13 protein-coding genes are annotated in these 13,762 nt (G+C 65.6%); 4 read left to right on the plus strand and 9 right to left on the minus strand.

What is annotated here, in order from left to right:
- Window positions 1-25: 25 nt before the first annotated feature.
- Both PF66_RS06535 and PF66_RS06540 read right to left on the minus strand, forming a co-directional pair.
- Complete coding sequence (locus PF66_RS06535) at window positions 26-811, minus strand: response regulator transcription factor (RefSeq protein WP_054060086.1); 786 nt, start codon at window positions 809-811, stop codon at window positions 26-28.
- 111 nt (window positions 812-922) lie between these two features.
- Window positions 923-1,393 (minus strand): A24 family peptidase, encoded by a 471-nt coding sequence (locus PF66_RS06540; protein ID WP_054060087.1) that lies wholly within the window; start codon window positions 1,391-1,393, stop codon window positions 923-925.
- A 75-nt stretch (window positions 1,394-1,468) separates the two neighbouring features.
- Here PF66_RS06540 and PF66_RS06545 point away from each other — a divergent pair, with 75 nt between their 5' ends.
- Window positions 1,469-1,915, plus strand: a complete 447-nt coding sequence (locus tag PF66_RS06545) for a TadE/TadG family type IV pilus assembly protein (protein ID WP_054060088.1) — start codon at window positions 1,469-1,471, stop codon at window positions 1,913-1,915.
- Window positions 1,912-4,665: a PAS domain-containing sensor histidine kinase gene (locus PF66_RS06550; RefSeq protein WP_054062193.1), complete on the plus strand. Its 2,754-nt coding sequence runs from the start codon at window positions 1,912-1,914 to the stop codon at window positions 4,663-4,665. Before PF66_RS06545 ends, PF66_RS06550 begins: the two co-directional genes overlap by 4 nt.
- Here the strand turns inward: PF66_RS06550 and PF66_RS06555 are convergent.
- The 7 genes from PF66_RS06555 to PF66_RS06585 all read right to left on the minus strand — a co-directional run bounded on the left by PF66_RS06555 (window position 4,654) and on the right by PF66_RS06585 (window position 11,427).
- Window positions 4,654-6,666: a pilus assembly protein TadG-related protein gene (locus tag PF66_RS06555; protein WP_054062194.1), complete on the minus strand. Its 2,013-nt coding sequence runs from the start codon at window positions 6,664-6,666 to the stop codon at window positions 4,654-4,656. The genes PF66_RS06550 and PF66_RS06555 overlap by 12 nt on opposite strands.
- 158 nt (window positions 6,667-6,824) lie before the next feature.
- The gene (locus PF66_RS06560; RefSeq protein WP_054062195.1) at window positions 6,825-7,388 is read right to left on the minus strand and encodes a DUF4136 domain-containing protein; all 564 of its coding nucleotides are present in this window, start codon (window positions 7,386-7,388) and stop codon (window positions 6,825-6,827) included.
- A gap of 29 nt (window positions 7,389-7,417) precedes the next feature.
- Window positions 7,418-8,026, minus strand: coding sequence for a DUF4136 domain-containing protein (locus tag PF66_RS06565; RefSeq protein ID WP_054062196.1), 609 nt, complete (start codon window positions 8,024-8,026; stop codon window positions 7,418-7,420).
- Between the two features lie 13 nt (window positions 8,027-8,039).
- Complete coding sequence (locus PF66_RS06570; protein ID WP_054060092.1) at window positions 8,040-8,789, minus strand: methyltransferase domain-containing protein; 750 nt, start codon at window positions 8,787-8,789, stop codon at window positions 8,040-8,042.
- Entirely contained in the window at window positions 8,786-9,091 is a 306-nt protein-coding gene (locus tag PF66_RS06575; RefSeq protein ID WP_054060093.1) for a MazG-like family protein, read from the minus strand. The genes PF66_RS06570 and PF66_RS06575 overlap by 4 nt, the downstream gene beginning before the upstream one ends.
- 126 nt (window positions 9,092-9,217) lie before the next feature.
- On the minus strand, window positions 9,218-10,072 hold the full coding sequence (locus tag PF66_RS06580) for a MaoC family dehydratase (protein ID WP_054062197.1): 855 nt from the start codon (window positions 10,070-10,072) through the stop codon (window positions 9,218-9,220).
- A gap of 2 nt (window positions 10,073-10,074) precedes the next feature.
- The gene (locus tag PF66_RS06585) at window positions 10,075-11,427 is read right to left on the minus strand and encodes a 3-oxoacyl-ACP reductase (protein ID WP_054062198.1); all 1,353 of its coding nucleotides are present in this window, start codon (window positions 11,425-11,427) and stop codon (window positions 10,075-10,077) included.
- A 120-nt stretch (window positions 11,428-11,547) separates the two neighbouring features.
- Here PF66_RS06585 and PF66_RS06590 point away from each other — a divergent pair, with 120 nt between their 5' ends.
- Both PF66_RS06590 and PF66_RS06595 read left to right on the plus strand, forming a co-directional pair.
- Window positions 11,548-12,825, plus strand: a complete 1,278-nt coding sequence (locus PF66_RS06590; RefSeq protein ID WP_054062199.1) for an acetyl-CoA C-acetyltransferase — start codon at window positions 11,548-11,550, stop codon at window positions 12,823-12,825.
- 108 nt (window positions 12,826-12,933) lie between these two features.
- Window positions 12,934-13,725 (plus strand): AraC family transcriptional regulator, encoded by a 792-nt coding sequence (locus PF66_RS06595; protein WP_054060656.1) that lies wholly within the window; start codon window positions 12,934-12,936, stop codon window positions 13,723-13,725.
- Window positions 13,726-13,762: the final 37 nt, after the last annotated feature.

Raw genomic sequence — 13,762 nt, forward strand, 5'->3', positions numbered from 1 at the left:
AATTTCGTACACAGCCTAGGCGGGTTCAGTGAGCCGCCGCATCCCGCTGCCTTGGCCCGGCGGGCGACAGTGCCAGGGCCAGTTGCGTGCGGTTATGCATGTGGGTCAGTCGCAGCACCTGTGACACATAGAGCTTCACGGTATTTTCGGTGATGCCCAGTTCGCAGGCGATCTGGTAGTTGGTCTGGCCCTTGCCCACCAGGCGCGCCACCTCGATCTGGCGCGGTGACAACTGGCTGAAGATCTGCGCACCCGCCGGGCCCTGCGCCGTGTTCGATGCGTCTTCGGCGGCCTCCTCGCGACGCCCCTGGGGCGAGCGTCGGACACTGTCCAGGTCGTGATAGAGGTCATCGATGGACTCGGCGAGAAATTGCAGCTTCTGATTCAGGTGACCCAGACTTTCATGGTGCAGGCGTTCGGCGATCACCGCCTCCTGGCGTTGAATGCCTTCGAGCAGTTCCGCGAGGTCCACCGGTTTCTGGTAGTAATCGGCGATCCCGGCACGCAGGGCCTTGATCACGTCCTGCTTGTCGGCGCGCCCGGTCAGCATGATCGACTCGAAGATCCGGCGCTTGCCGGCCAGGCGCTGCAGCTCATGCACCAGCTCGACGCCATCGAGGTCGGGCAGATGCAGGTCGCACAGCACCAGGGCGATCCCGGAGTCTTCCCTGAAACGGTCGATGGCCACTTGGCTGGTCAGGGCGGGCACGCAGCGATAGCCGCTTTTTTCAAGAAATTCGCAGAGTTCTTCCACGATCAGCGGTTCGTCATCGACCACCAGCACCTTCATCTCAGAGACAAGCCTGTTCACGCGCTACTCCATGCTTTGCAAGCCAATGACCACGAGTTCCCTGCCCACGCGCGCAGCCTGGGGGCCTGAGATAAAAGTAGACGCACTTTCGCCCGCTGTACATCGCGGCCCCTAATGGAGGCTGGTGGTCATGCACAGCAGGCCGACCCACAGGAAAGGCGCGAACGGCTGTTTGTCCGAGGTTCCCGGCTCGAGGTTGTGCAGCATCCGCTTCAGCGGCTTGCCCAGCAGTGGCCAGAGCCGCGGGCCCAGCCAGAGCCAGAGCAGGCTGGCGACGCCGGCGCCGATGACCGTCCCGAGCAGGTAGCGGCTGTCGCTGGCCAGGGCCAGGGCGATCAGCAGCTTGACGTCGCCGGCTCCCAGGCGTGCCGTGACGTAGCCGGGCAGGGTCAGCAACAGGGCCAGCAGAAAGGCCCAGCCACCTTGCTCTGCCGAGGCCCCCAGCCAGGTAGTGCCACTCCAGAGCAGATAGAACAGCGCCAGTGCCGAGCCCCCCAGGGTCAGGCTGTTGGCGATTTCCCGCTGGCGCAGGTCCTGCGCCGCGCAGAGTGTGAACCACAGAAGCAGGATGAGGCTGTGCATCGGCTAAAAAACGTCCTTTTCCGATGAATGATTCTATGCTGATAGCAACGTGCAGTTGTCAGGGTAGACGCAGTCATGATCCCAGGCCTCCCCGGAAAGCAAAAAGGCGCTGCCGCCATCGAGTTCGCGCTGGTCTTCGTGATCTTCTTCGCGGTGCTCTATGGCCTGGTCAGCTACAGCCTGCCGATGCTCATGGTGCAGTCCTTCAATGCCGCGACCGCCGAGGGCGTGCGGCAGGGCGCCCAGGTTGACCCGGTGGCCAGCGGCAACAACTACGCCACGCTGCTCAAGAGCACGGCGACAGCGGCGGCGGCCCAACGCCTGCAATGGATTCCGGCGGCGCTGAGTTTCAATGCGTCCAGCGATATCACCGCCACCTATACGGGGGGCCTGCTGACGGTCAGTATCCAGTATCCGACCTCCCGCTTGCGCAGCGTGCTGCCGTTCCTGGTGCTGCCCGGGATCGGCACGGTGCCCAACCTGCCAGCCAATCTCAAGGCCAGCGCGAGCATGCAGTTTTGAGTTCCGGGGATCGGCTGTTGGGTCGTCTGCTCGGCCGGGCGGCGGAGCCCGCGCTCGCTCCTGCGTCCGAACCGTCGACCTCGGCGGCCGAATTGCGGATTCGCCTCGATGGCGATGGCCGCGTACTGGACGTCGCCGGGCCGCTGCGACATGGCTTGGCGGCACTGCCTCAGGGGGCGAGCTATCCACTGCGGGAGCTGCTGAGTGTGTCCAGCCACCTGTCGGTCGAAGGGCTGCCGGCGGACTGGCTCGGGCATATCCTCGACCTGGACTTCAACGGCCTGGCCGGACAGGTCGTGCACACCCGTGGCTGGCTCCAGCCCCATCAGGGCGGCTGGCTGTTGCAGGCGCTGGATGTCGGTGATCTGCTCAAGGACCACCAGGCCGCTGAGAATCGTGAGTACCTGCAGCACTTCGCCGCGCGAGTGAGCGAACAGTTGCGCCTGTGCAGCGTGGCGCGCCTGCCCCAGGTGCTGGCCGAGCAACTGCAGGCCCTGGCCCAGCGTTGGCATATTCCCTGTCTGGCCCTGGCCCTGCTCGATGGGCCCGGGCAGCAGTGGCAGGTGCACAGCCACTACCGGGCCCATGACGCCCCGCCGCTCTGGCACGACGGCCAGGCCCTGGGCACCGGCCTGGACAGCCTGAACGGCACCGCGCCGCTGCGTCTGGACGTGCGTGACGGCCTCAGCGAGTACCCGCGCCTGCTGGGCGTGATGGGCAATGCCGATGGTCTGCTGGTGCCCTTTCACGATGAGCATGGCGTCGCCGCCTGGCTGCTGTGCGGGTTCTATCCGGTGCGGCAACGCGCACCGCAGCTCAGCGACCAGGACTGGCTGCAACTGACGGCAGCCCTGGCCGCACCCTTACTGGGCCGGCGCCGTCAGCAGTTGCATCTGCAGCAGCAGGAACGCCTGGAGAGCCTCCAGGAACTGCTGGGCACGGGCTGGTGGGAATGGTCGCCGGCCAGGGACGAGTTGCAATTGGCGGCCCCCCTGGCCCAGACATTGGGCTTGGGCGAATCGACCTCGCTGCTGTCGATGGAAGACTGGCTGGCGGTGATCCATCCTGCGGACCGCGAGGAACTGGGCAGTTGCCTGAATGATCTGCGCCAGGGCCGGTCGATGCTGCTTTGCGTGCGCCTGTACCAGGACGACAGTGCGGATAATCCGCGCTGGTATCGGCTCCAGGGCCAGGCACTGGGGAGCGGCGAGACGCAACGGATCGTCGGCTTCATGCTCGACATCAGCGACGTCAAGAACCAGGAGCAGGCGGCTGCCGCTGCCCATGCGCGGCTGGAAAACCTGATCGCCAGCTCACCGGCGGTGATCTATGTCCAGCGTTACGTCGAGGGGGCATTGATACCCGTGTTCTTCAGCCACAGCCTGTTGCCCCTGTTGGGCCGGACCCTGGCCGATTGCACCCGGGATGGCTTGGCGCAGTGGATTCACCCCGAGGACCGCGACCGCTATTTCGAACGTACCCGCCAACTGTTGCGCGAAGGCCATGTCAGTTGCCGTTACCGGCTCCAGGATCAGCGCGGCGACTACCACTGGCTGCTCGACGAGGCCCGGTTGTTGCGCGATGACCTGGGGATGCCGGTGGAGGCGGTGGGGCTGTGGATGGACGTCACCGAGGCGACCCTGGCCGCCGAACGCATCGAAAAAAGCGAGGAGCGCTATCGGGTCCTGGTGGAGGACTCGCCGGCGATGATCTGCCGCTATCGGCCGGACCTGACCCTGATTTTCGGCAACCAGCCGCTGGCGAAGTATCTGGAATACGCGCCGGAGCAGTTGCCGGGGATGAACCTGGGCAACTGGATGTCGCCGGAGCAGCATGCGGCATTCGTTCGACGCCTGGAACAACTGACGCCCGAGCTGCCGGTCAGCACGGCCGAGATCAGTCTGCAATTGCCCGGCCGCGAGCATGCCTGGTGGGTCTGGTCGGACCGTGGCCTGTTCGATGCGCAGGGTCGCCTGCAGGAGATCCAGGCCGTCGGCCGCGACAACACCGAGGTGCGCCGTTCCCAGCAACAGCTGACCCAGAGTGCGAAAATGGCCACCCTTGGCGAGATGGCCACGGGCCTGGCCCATGAAATCAACCAGCCGCTGAACGTCATGCGCATGGCCATCGTCAACGTGCTCAAGCGCCTGGGTAATGGCGATGTGCAGATCGACTATCTGCAGGACAAGCTCAACCGCATCGATGCCCAGGTCCAGCGGGCGGCGCGGGTGGTCGATCACATGCGGGTGTTCGGCCGTCGGTCGGAGATCGAGGCCGCGCCGTTCAACCCGGCCCAGGCGGTGGAGGGCACCCTGTCGCTGCTCAGCGAAGGCATGAAGGGCAAGGGCGTGCAGTTGCGCGTGCCACCGATCGAGTTCGAGGTACAGGTGCGGGGTTTTGTCGACCAGTTGGAGCAGGTGCTGATCAACCTGATGGTCAATGCCCGGGATGCGCTGCTGAGCAAGCGCGAGAAGCAGCGCGACTTCGAACCCTGGATCTCGGTCACCGCCGAGCGTGACGAGCGTTCGGTACGGCTGATCGTCGAGGACAATGGCGGCGGCATCGACCCGCGCCTGCTGGAGCGGATCTTCGAGCCGTTCTTCACCACCAAGCCGGTGGGCATCGGTACCGGCCTGGGGCTGTCGGTGAGCTACGGCATCGTCGAGAACATGGGCGGGCGGATGAGCGTGCGCAACGGCGACGATGGCGCACGGTTCTGTGTCGAGTTGCCGCTGGTGCTAGATCACTAGGTAGGCCTTGCCGGTCTGGCCGCAGGTGAGGTTGGCGCCCACGTCGGTCTGGTTGAGGTTGATGCCCAGGGCGGACAGCAGATTATTGACCAGGGGGTCCAGCAATGGACTGAGCAGGCCGGTTATCACGGGCGTCAGCAGGCCGCTGACGCCGCTGATCAGGCCGCCAGCGGCAGCGACGATGTTTCCCAGCGGATTGCTGTTGACCGGCTGGTAGACGTTCAAGCTGATGCCCGACAAGGTGCTGGCCAGGCTGGCGACCACATTCGAAGTCGGCGTCGCGGCCAATACGCTGGGCGGCAGATTGAGGTTGGGAGGCGTCGCATAGGGTGAGGCGGCGCTGGCGAACACCAGGTCCTGGGTATTTTGTCCGACGCTGGTGTTTACCATGAGGCCTATGCCCCCCGCCGCAAATGCGTTTCTGGCCGGGCCGCAACTGCCTACGCCGAGAATCTTGTGACATGTCCAGGTTCCCAGATCGATCAGCGGCAGTGGGGCGACGGTAGGTTCTGCCGAGGATGCGAAGGCACTCGTCGGGTCTATCTGGCCCACTTTCAGGCTGGCTATCGATGTGGTGGTCCGAGCGGTCAGGCTTTTTGTACCGGCATTGTTCACCGGGCAGCCATAGGCGGTGACATAGCTTTCGGCCCCTCCGGTGTCCAGGCTGACGTTGATTTGCGGGGTGTTGAGTATCTGCGGGCTAAGCTGCATGCAGCCGGCTCCCAGCAGGCAGCTTGCCGAGTTGATGGTTGCGGCAAGGTTCAGGCTCAGCAGCGCGTTCAGGGTGGGGGTCAGATTGGCGACAAGTCCCAGGGTCGCATTGGCCAGGCCGGTTATACCCGACAGTACGGGCAGGTTGACGGATATGAAGGTTCTGACTTGTGCTGTACGTACATAAATGCGGTTGGGGCCCAGTCTAGTGTCGCCGGCAACGGCCAGTTTCGGATCGCCCATCGCGGACAGTTGTGGCGCCTGTATGACCTTCACCTGCAGTGTCACACCCGCCAGCCCCAGCACATTGACCGGGAGTGTCGCTGCTGCTGCACTTTGACTGTTGGAGAGCTGGATGAAACCCTGGATCAGTTGGAATAACTGGATGTTGGCGTTCAGCCCGCTCGAGGGCGTGCCGGTTTGCAATTGCAGCAGGTCGCCAACCCTGATCGGGGTGGTATTGGCCGCGGCGATTTGCAGATTGCCCAGCGCCGTCACGACATCGGCGCTCGCGCCATTCATTTGGGCAACGGTTGCGGCCACCTGGACCAGTTGGGTCACGGCCACCGTCGTGTTGAGCAACTGCGTGTAGTTGCCTGCCGCGACATTCAGCCTGATTGCCAGTTGGTCCAGATAACTGAGCAGGTTGATATCGGTGCCGAGCAGGCCATTCCACCCGGCTGCGGTCAGACTCACGCTGCCCCCCAGCAGGCCGGAGAAGATGGGGTTGAGCAGGTTGGATTTGGCGGTATCGACCGTTCCCAGTGAACTGCGCAGCGTCAGTTGGGCAATGGTCGGTTGGGGCGTGGCGGCGACAGCGGTTGCTGTCAACTGGGTGGTGGTGCTGGTTGTTCCTTTTGCAAACAGCGCCTGGATCCCTGCTGCGATACTGGTCGTGACGGTGTTGCTGGCGATCACGCGAATGGCCGTGGATTGAGTGGCGTCGGCAGAGAAGTTTCGCAGGTTGGCGGCGCTGGTCACGATGCGGCCACAGGTGACGTTCAGGGTCTGGCCGGTGCCTGGAGTAAAACCGTTACGGGTTGCGCTTTGCGTGGCATAGCTGGCCGCGCTCAGTCCTGCCTGGCAGTTTCCGCCACGAGTGACAGCCTCCAGCGCCGCCGTATCGGCAACCCGCTGCAAGCTGCGCTTCGCCAGGTACAGTCGCCCGCTATCGACCACCACCACCATGCTCAGCAGCGCCAGGCCGAGCGTCAGGGCGGCCATCAGGCCGATCGCGCCGCGCTGCTTCGACGGGCCGCGAAACACCGGCGAGCGACGGGGGAAAGACATCGAGCACTCCTTTGCCGGCGCGTGGCCGAGCGCTTACTTTCCTGTATTGCCTGCCAGTGTAGTCAAGGCCGGCGCACAGCGCTGGCCAGTCGCCAGGTTTGCGGCGAACGGTGAGGTCCGTTCGCCACGGTCAACAACCTGGCGGGGAAAAGGGCCGTTTATCTGGGCGGATAGTTGGCCATCACCTGGGCCACGGTCCGGTTGATGGCGGCGCTGCGTTCGGCAGGCGTTGGCGTGTTGTCCACCGCCTGTTCGGCGCTGCCGCGCCAGACCAGCTTGCCGTCCTTGCCGTCGAAGAGGTCCACCTGGATCGTCGCGACCTGGTAGTCGATGTTGCGTACCTCGGTATAGCCCGGGCCCGCCCACAGGCCGCCGCCACGCCATGGGCCGCCCCAGGCGCCGCCGTAGTTGGTGCTGATCTGTTGCTGGCGGTTGTCGACGATCAGGTAGGCCTGCACCTTCAGGTCGGCCTTGCCACCGGCCGGCGCCGGACGCAGGCCACGCTGGTCCAGTTGCTCGGCGACCGCCTGGCGGATGCGCTGTTCGGTCAGGTCACTCTTGATCCGTGGATCATCCGGTCGATATTGCAGCGCGGGTTCTTTCCAGCTCCAGTTGCGGTAGCCGGCGAAGTCGCGGCTGGCGTCGAAGTCGTGGTTGACCTGGGTGGTTTCGCAGGCGCTGAGCAGCACGGCAAAAGCCACTAAAGCGAGACGGCGGAACATGATTTTTCTCCGGTAGCCTGGCAGGTTGGTTAGCTGGGCGGGTAGGCGGCCAGGGCCTTGTGCACCGCTTCGCGCAGGGCATCCGCGCGTTCGAGCTGATTGCCCTGGTTGGCCGTTTCGGCGCTGGCGCTCCAGACCGGTTGGCCGGTCGCCGCGTCGAACAGACTGACTCGCGCCACGAGCACCTGGACTTCATAGGTGCGCACGATCGGCACGCTGTTGTACACGCCGTAGCGGTTGCCATACGGCCCCCCGCCATAAGCCCCGGCGTAGCCATAGTCCTCCTGGACCTGGCGCAGGCGTTTTTCCAGGTGCACGTCGGCGCTCACCCGCAGGTCTGCCGGCGCTCCGTCACGCCGGGGCCGCAGGCCCTGTTCGTCGAGGGCGTTGCCGACCATCTCGGCCAACTGCGCGGAGTCGGCCCAGGTGGTGCCGGCGGGCAGGCGATCGTTGAGCCAGGCCCAGGTCCGATAACGGCCATAGTCACGGGCCGGCGCCGGGTAGGCGCTCAGGTCGAGAGTCCTGGCGGCCTGGGGTGGCGCTGGCGGGATCGGCATCGAACTGGCGGTGTACGGGTTCGGGCTCGAACAGGCTGCCAGCCCGAGGCACAGCATTGACAGCACGAAACGGCGATTCATTGCATCCTCCGTATCACACCGGACGGCAGATCCAGTGCAGGTAGCGCCCCAGCCCGGCAAAGCTGGGGTGGCGACGATGGGCCAGTTCCATCTCCAGCAGGTCGACCAGTTCGGCGCGATTCTGGAACTCGACCGGCATGTAGTCATGGAACACCCGCACGCCGCTTTGGGTCTCGACGCTCCACAGACCTTCAAGTTGCGCCGCCAGCTCCCGAGGATCAAGTGGTTGTTGCGGGGTCAGGCTCTGTTTCTCGCCGGCCATGTCGTTCTTGCGCATCTTGCGGAAATGGCCCTTGAGCAGGTTGCGGTAGATCAGCGCATCGCGGTTGTAGAAGGCCAGGGACAACCAGCCGCCGGGTTTCGCCAACTGGTGCAGCACCGGCAGGATCGCGTGGGGTTCGGCCAGCCATTCCAGCACCGCGTGGCACAGCACCAGGTCGTAGGGCTCGGTGAGCTGGCCGAGCAGTTCCTGCCACGGCGCCTGGATGAAGATCGCCGGCTGCCCGGCCTCGGCGAAGCGTTGGCGGGCACCTTCGAGCATCGGCTCGGCGGGCTCGGCCAGGGTAACGTGATGACCGCGCTGGGCCAGCCACAGCGACATGTGGCCAAGCCCGGCGCCGATATCCAGCACCCGCAGCGGCCGGTCCGGCAGGCTTTCGGCGAGGTCGGCCTGCAGCACCGCGAGGCGGATCGCGCCCTTGGCACCGCCGTAGATCTTCTCGGCGAAGCGGGTGGCCAACTGGTCGAAATGACGGTCACTCATTGGGCGAACCGCCGCTCGCTGTCGGCCAGCTTGGCGCGCACCACTTCGTTCATGTCCAGCCCCAGTTCGCTGCACAGCAGCAGGAGATAGAGGACGATGTCCCCGACTTCCTGCCCGGCATGGGCGAGCTTCTCCGCGGGCAGCTGGCGTGACTGATCCTCCGTCAGCCACTGGAAAATCTCCACCAGCTCAGCCATCTCGACACTGGCGGCCATCGCCAGGTTTTTCGGGCTGTGGAATGGTTTCCAGTCGTTGCGATCGCGGATGCCGTGCAGGCGTTGGGTCAGTTCGTCGAGGTTCATGCGTGGTGTTCTCCTTCCAGGCGACTAGCTTCCGGTGGATGGGAGCGGGAAGCAAGGGCCTGGCCATGAAGAGAACGTGCCAGGCGGATGAAATATTCATCGGCCTCAGCCAATTGTCAGCTTGCCTCAGGCGATGGGCTGCCAATGACCGCTCATGTGTTCCAGCTCGCCGGCGCCGAGCAGCCGCAGGTCGCCACTGGAGCCCGGAACGCTGGCGTAGAGCACCATTTCGTTGGGCAGGTGCACCGGTTTCCTGAACGTCACCGCGATCTCGATATTCGCCGCCGGCAGGTGGTTGCCCAGGGCCGCCAGAGTGCGGGCCTTGTTCCACAGACCGTGGGCGATGGCTCTGGGAAAACCGAACAGCCGGGCGCTGAGGGCGCTCAGGTGGATCGGGTTGTAGTCGCCGGAAACCTTGGCATAGTGGCGGCCGATATCGCCCGGGCACGGCCAGCGCGTCAGTTCCAGCAGGGGCGCCGACTCGGATTGCAGGGCCGCGGGTGGCCCGCCCGGCAGCTCGACGCCGCGACAGAGCATGCGGCTCTCAGCTTCCCACAGCGGGCCCAGGGCATCGTCGATCTGGGTCACCAGGTCGAAGGTCGCGCCCTTGGGGTGCGGTTGCAGGTTCTGCACCTGCACCCCGACCCGCAGGCTGGTGACCCCGCCGAGCGGGCGCAGGATGCGGATGCGGTTGCTCAGGTGCACCAGGCCCAGCAGCGGAAAGGGAAAGTTTTTCGCGGTCAGCAACTGCAATTGCAGGGGAAAGGCCAGCACATGGGGATAGGTCGCCGGCATCAGGCCGGTGTCGCCGAACCCGCAGATCCGCCGGTAGGCGGCCAGGCGCTTGGTGTCGACGGTGGCCCAGCAGCGCAGGCCCTCGCTTGGCAGTTGCGTGCCGGTGATCTTGCGGCGGCGGGCTGCCCGGAGATACAGGCCGGGCAGCCCGGGGGCAGTGGTCAGGTATTGCCAGTTCACCAGCATGCTCAGGCCCCCAGTACGCTTTGTCCACAGACCCGCAGGGCCTGGCCGCTGACCGCGCCGGAGCCCGGCTGGGCCAGCCAGGCCACGGCTTCGGCGACATCCTGGGGCAGACCGCCCTGGCCCAGGGAACTCATGCGCCGCCCGGCTTCGCGCAGGGCGAAGGGGATGTGCGCGGTCATCTGCGTTTCGATGAAGCCGGGAGCCACCGCGTTGATGCTGATGCCGCGCTCGCGCAGCAGCGGGGCCCAGGCTTGGGCCAGACCGATCAGCCCGGCCTTGCTCGCGGCATAGTTGGTCTGGCCGCGGTTGCCGGCGATCCCGCTGATGGAGGCCAGCAGGATCACCCGGCCATGGTCGTGCAGGGTACCGCTGTCGAGCAGCGCCCTGGTCAACACCTGGGGGGCGTCGAGGTTGACGGCCAGTACCGCGTCCCAGAACTCCGGGGTCATGTTCGCCAGGGTCTTGTCGCGGGTGATGCCGGCGTTGTGGACGAGGATGTCGAGGCCGTCCGGCAGTTGCTCCAGCAATTGCGTGGCGGCATCCTCGGCGCAGATATCGAGGGCGATGCTGCGCGCGCCGAGGCGGGCGGCAAGGGCTTCGAGATCGCTCCTGGCCTGGGGCACGTCGAGCAGGATGAGGTCGCCGCCATCGCGGGCCAGGGTCTCGGCGATGGCAGCACCGATGCCCCGCGCCGCGCCGGTGACCAGCGCCTTGCGGCCGGCCAGCGGGCGGCTCCAGTCCAGCACCCGGCGGCTGCAGGCGCTCAGGTGCAGCACCTGGCCGCTGACATAGGCACTTTTCGGGGACAGGAAGAAGCGCAGGGCGCCTTCCATCTGGTCCTGGGCATCGTCATCCACATACAGCAACTGCACGGTGCCGCCGTTGCGCAGTTCCTTGGCCAGCGAGCGACTGAAGCCCTCCAGGGCCCGTTGTGCGCTGGCGGCGAAGGGATCGCGCAGGTTCTGCGGGGCGCGTCCGAGCAGCAGCACATGGGCGCAGGATTCGAGGTTCCTCAGCAGCGGCTGGAAGAATTCGCGCAGTTGCTTGAGCTGGTCCACCTGTTCGATGGCGCCGGCGTCGAACACCAGCGCCTTGAGGCGGGGCCCGTGGCCGGGAATCCAGGCGCTGCAGCCAGGCACTTCGCTGCCGTAGCTGTAGACCGCATCGGTCAGCCGCTGGGCGAACCCGCCGATCTGCGCGGCCAGGGGCCCGCCGCCCAGCAGCAGGGCGCCCTCGACCGGCCGCAGGCGGCCGGCCTGCCAGCGCTCCAGACGCGTCGGTGCCGGCAGGCCAAGCGCGCCGACCAGGCGCTGGCCGATCGTCGAGTTGGCGAAGTCGATATAACGGTCAGACATGGAACGCTCTCCGGCGACAGGGGTTCAAAGGTGGACCGCGAAGGCGTGGCGGTGGTTCGTTTTCTAAGAAAGGTCCTACTCTTTTAGCGGCAGTGTCATTCGAATAATAGGGAGTTTTTTATGAATACGTTGCGCCGTGTTGCGATCATCGGGGGCAATCGCATTCCGTTTGCCCGCTCCAATGGTGTCTATGCCAGCGCGAGCAACCAGGCGATGCTGACGGCGGCGCTGGAAGGGTTGATCGAACGTTTCAACCTGCATGGCCTGCGCCTGGGGGAAGTGGCGGCGGGTGCCGTGCTCAAGCATTCGCGGGATTTCAACCTGACCCGCGAGTGCGTGCTGGGCTCGCGGCTGTCGCCGCAGACCCCGGCCTATGATATCCAGCAGGCCTGCGGCACCGGGCTGGAGGCGGCGTTGCTGGTGGCGAACAAGATTGCCCTGGGGCAGATCGAGTGCGGTATCGCCGGTGGCGTCGATACCACTTCCGATGCGCCGATCGGCGTCAATGAAGGTCTCCGACAGATCTTGTTGCAAATCAATCGGGGCAAGAGCCTCGGGGAGAAACTCAGGACGCTGCTGCAATTGCGCCCTGGGCACCTGAAACCCGAGCTGCCGCGCAATGGTGAGCCGCGCACCGGGTTGTCCATGGGGCAGCACTGCGAGTTGATGGCCCAGGCCTGGAGTATCCCGCGTGACGAGCAGGACCGGTTGGCCCTGGAGAGTCATCGCAAGCTGGCCGCCGCCTACGCCGAAGGCTGGCATGACGACCTGCTCACGCCCTTTCTCGGCCTGAACCGTGACAACAACCTGCGCCCCGACCTCAGCCTGGAAAAGCTCGCGGGGCTCAAGCCGGTGTTCGAGCGCAGTGCCAGGGGAACGCTGACGGCGGGCAATTCCACGCCGCTGACCGATGGCGCCTCGCTGGTGCTGTTGGGCAGCGAGGACTGGGCGCGCGAACGTGGGCTGCCGGTGCTGGCCTACCTGCGTGACGGCGAAGCGGCGGCGGTGGATTTCGTCAAGGGGGCGGAGGGGCTGCTGATGGCGCCGGTCTATGCGGTGCCGCGGCTGTTGGCGCGTAACGGCCTGACCTTGCAGGACTTCGACTACTACGAGATTCATGAGGCGTTCGCCGCCCAGGTGCTGTGCACCCTGAAGGCCTGGGAAGATCCGGAATACTGCAGGAACCGGCTGGGGCTCGACGCGCCGCTGGGCTCGATCGACCGCAGCCGGCTCAACGTCAAGGGCAGCTCATTGGCGGCGGGACATCCATTTGCGGCCACGGGTGGGCGAATCGTCGCCAACCTGGCGAAACTGCTGGACCGGGCGGGGCAGGGGCGCGGTCTGATCTCCATCTGTGCGGCCGGCGGCCAGGGCGTGACGGCGATCGTCGAGCGCTGATGCAGTACCTGTGGGCATTACCTGCTTTCTGTGGAGGGGGCATTGTCTTGTGTCTGGCTCTGGCCTAAGGTCGCATCCGTCAGCCACCAGGCGCTATAAGGTTCAGTCATGTCGAACAACGGACAACGCGGGCCCGAGCGGCAGATCCCGGCGCTGTCGGCCCTGCCACGCCCGCTGTATGCCCGGGCGGAAAGCCTGGATGCCGGTTCCTGGACCTCACGGCACAGTCACGACTGGGTGCAGTTTTCCTATGCCATCAGCGGCGTCCTGGGTGTGCACACCGCCGAGGGCAGCTTCTTCGCACCACCACAATGGGGGGTATGGATCCCGGCCGGGCTGGAGCATGAGGTGGTGACGTCGATGCAGGCGGAAATGCGCAGCCTGTATGTGCGCAGGGAGGACTGCCGGTGGGCGGCGGAGCGTTGCCGGGTGCTGGAGGTGACCCCGCTGGCGCGGGAGCTGATCAAGAGTTTCTGCCTGCTGCCGGTGGATTATCCCCAGGAGGGCAGCGCCGAGTCGCGTCTGGTACAGGTGTTGCTCGATCAGTTGGCGAGTCTGCCGGAAGTGGGGTTCTCCCTGCCATTGCCGCGCCATCCGCGCCTGCTCGGCCTGTGCAATGAGTTGATCGAAAGCCCGGAACAGGGCGCGAGCCTGGGGCAGTGGGCGCAGCGCCTGGGGATGTCGGAGAAGACCCTGATGCGCCTGTTCCAGCGCGAGACGGGGCTGAGTTTCCGTGGCTGGCGCCAGCGCATGCGGCTGTTGTCGTCCCTCGGTGCGCTGGAGGAGGGGGACAGCGTGACGCGGGCGGCGCTGTCCTGCGGGTATGACTCGACCTCGGCGTACATCGCGGCGTTCAAGGGCTTGTTCGGCTATACGCCGGGGGAGCTGTTCCGCCACTGAAACGAACCTTGAGGAGCCCTTCGCGGGCAAGCCCTGC

This window comes from Pseudomonas asplenii, assembly GCF_001293465.1.
Lineage (GTDB): Bacteria > Pseudomonadota > Gammaproteobacteria > Pseudomonadales > Pseudomonadaceae > Aquipseudomonas > Aquipseudomonas fuscovaginae_B.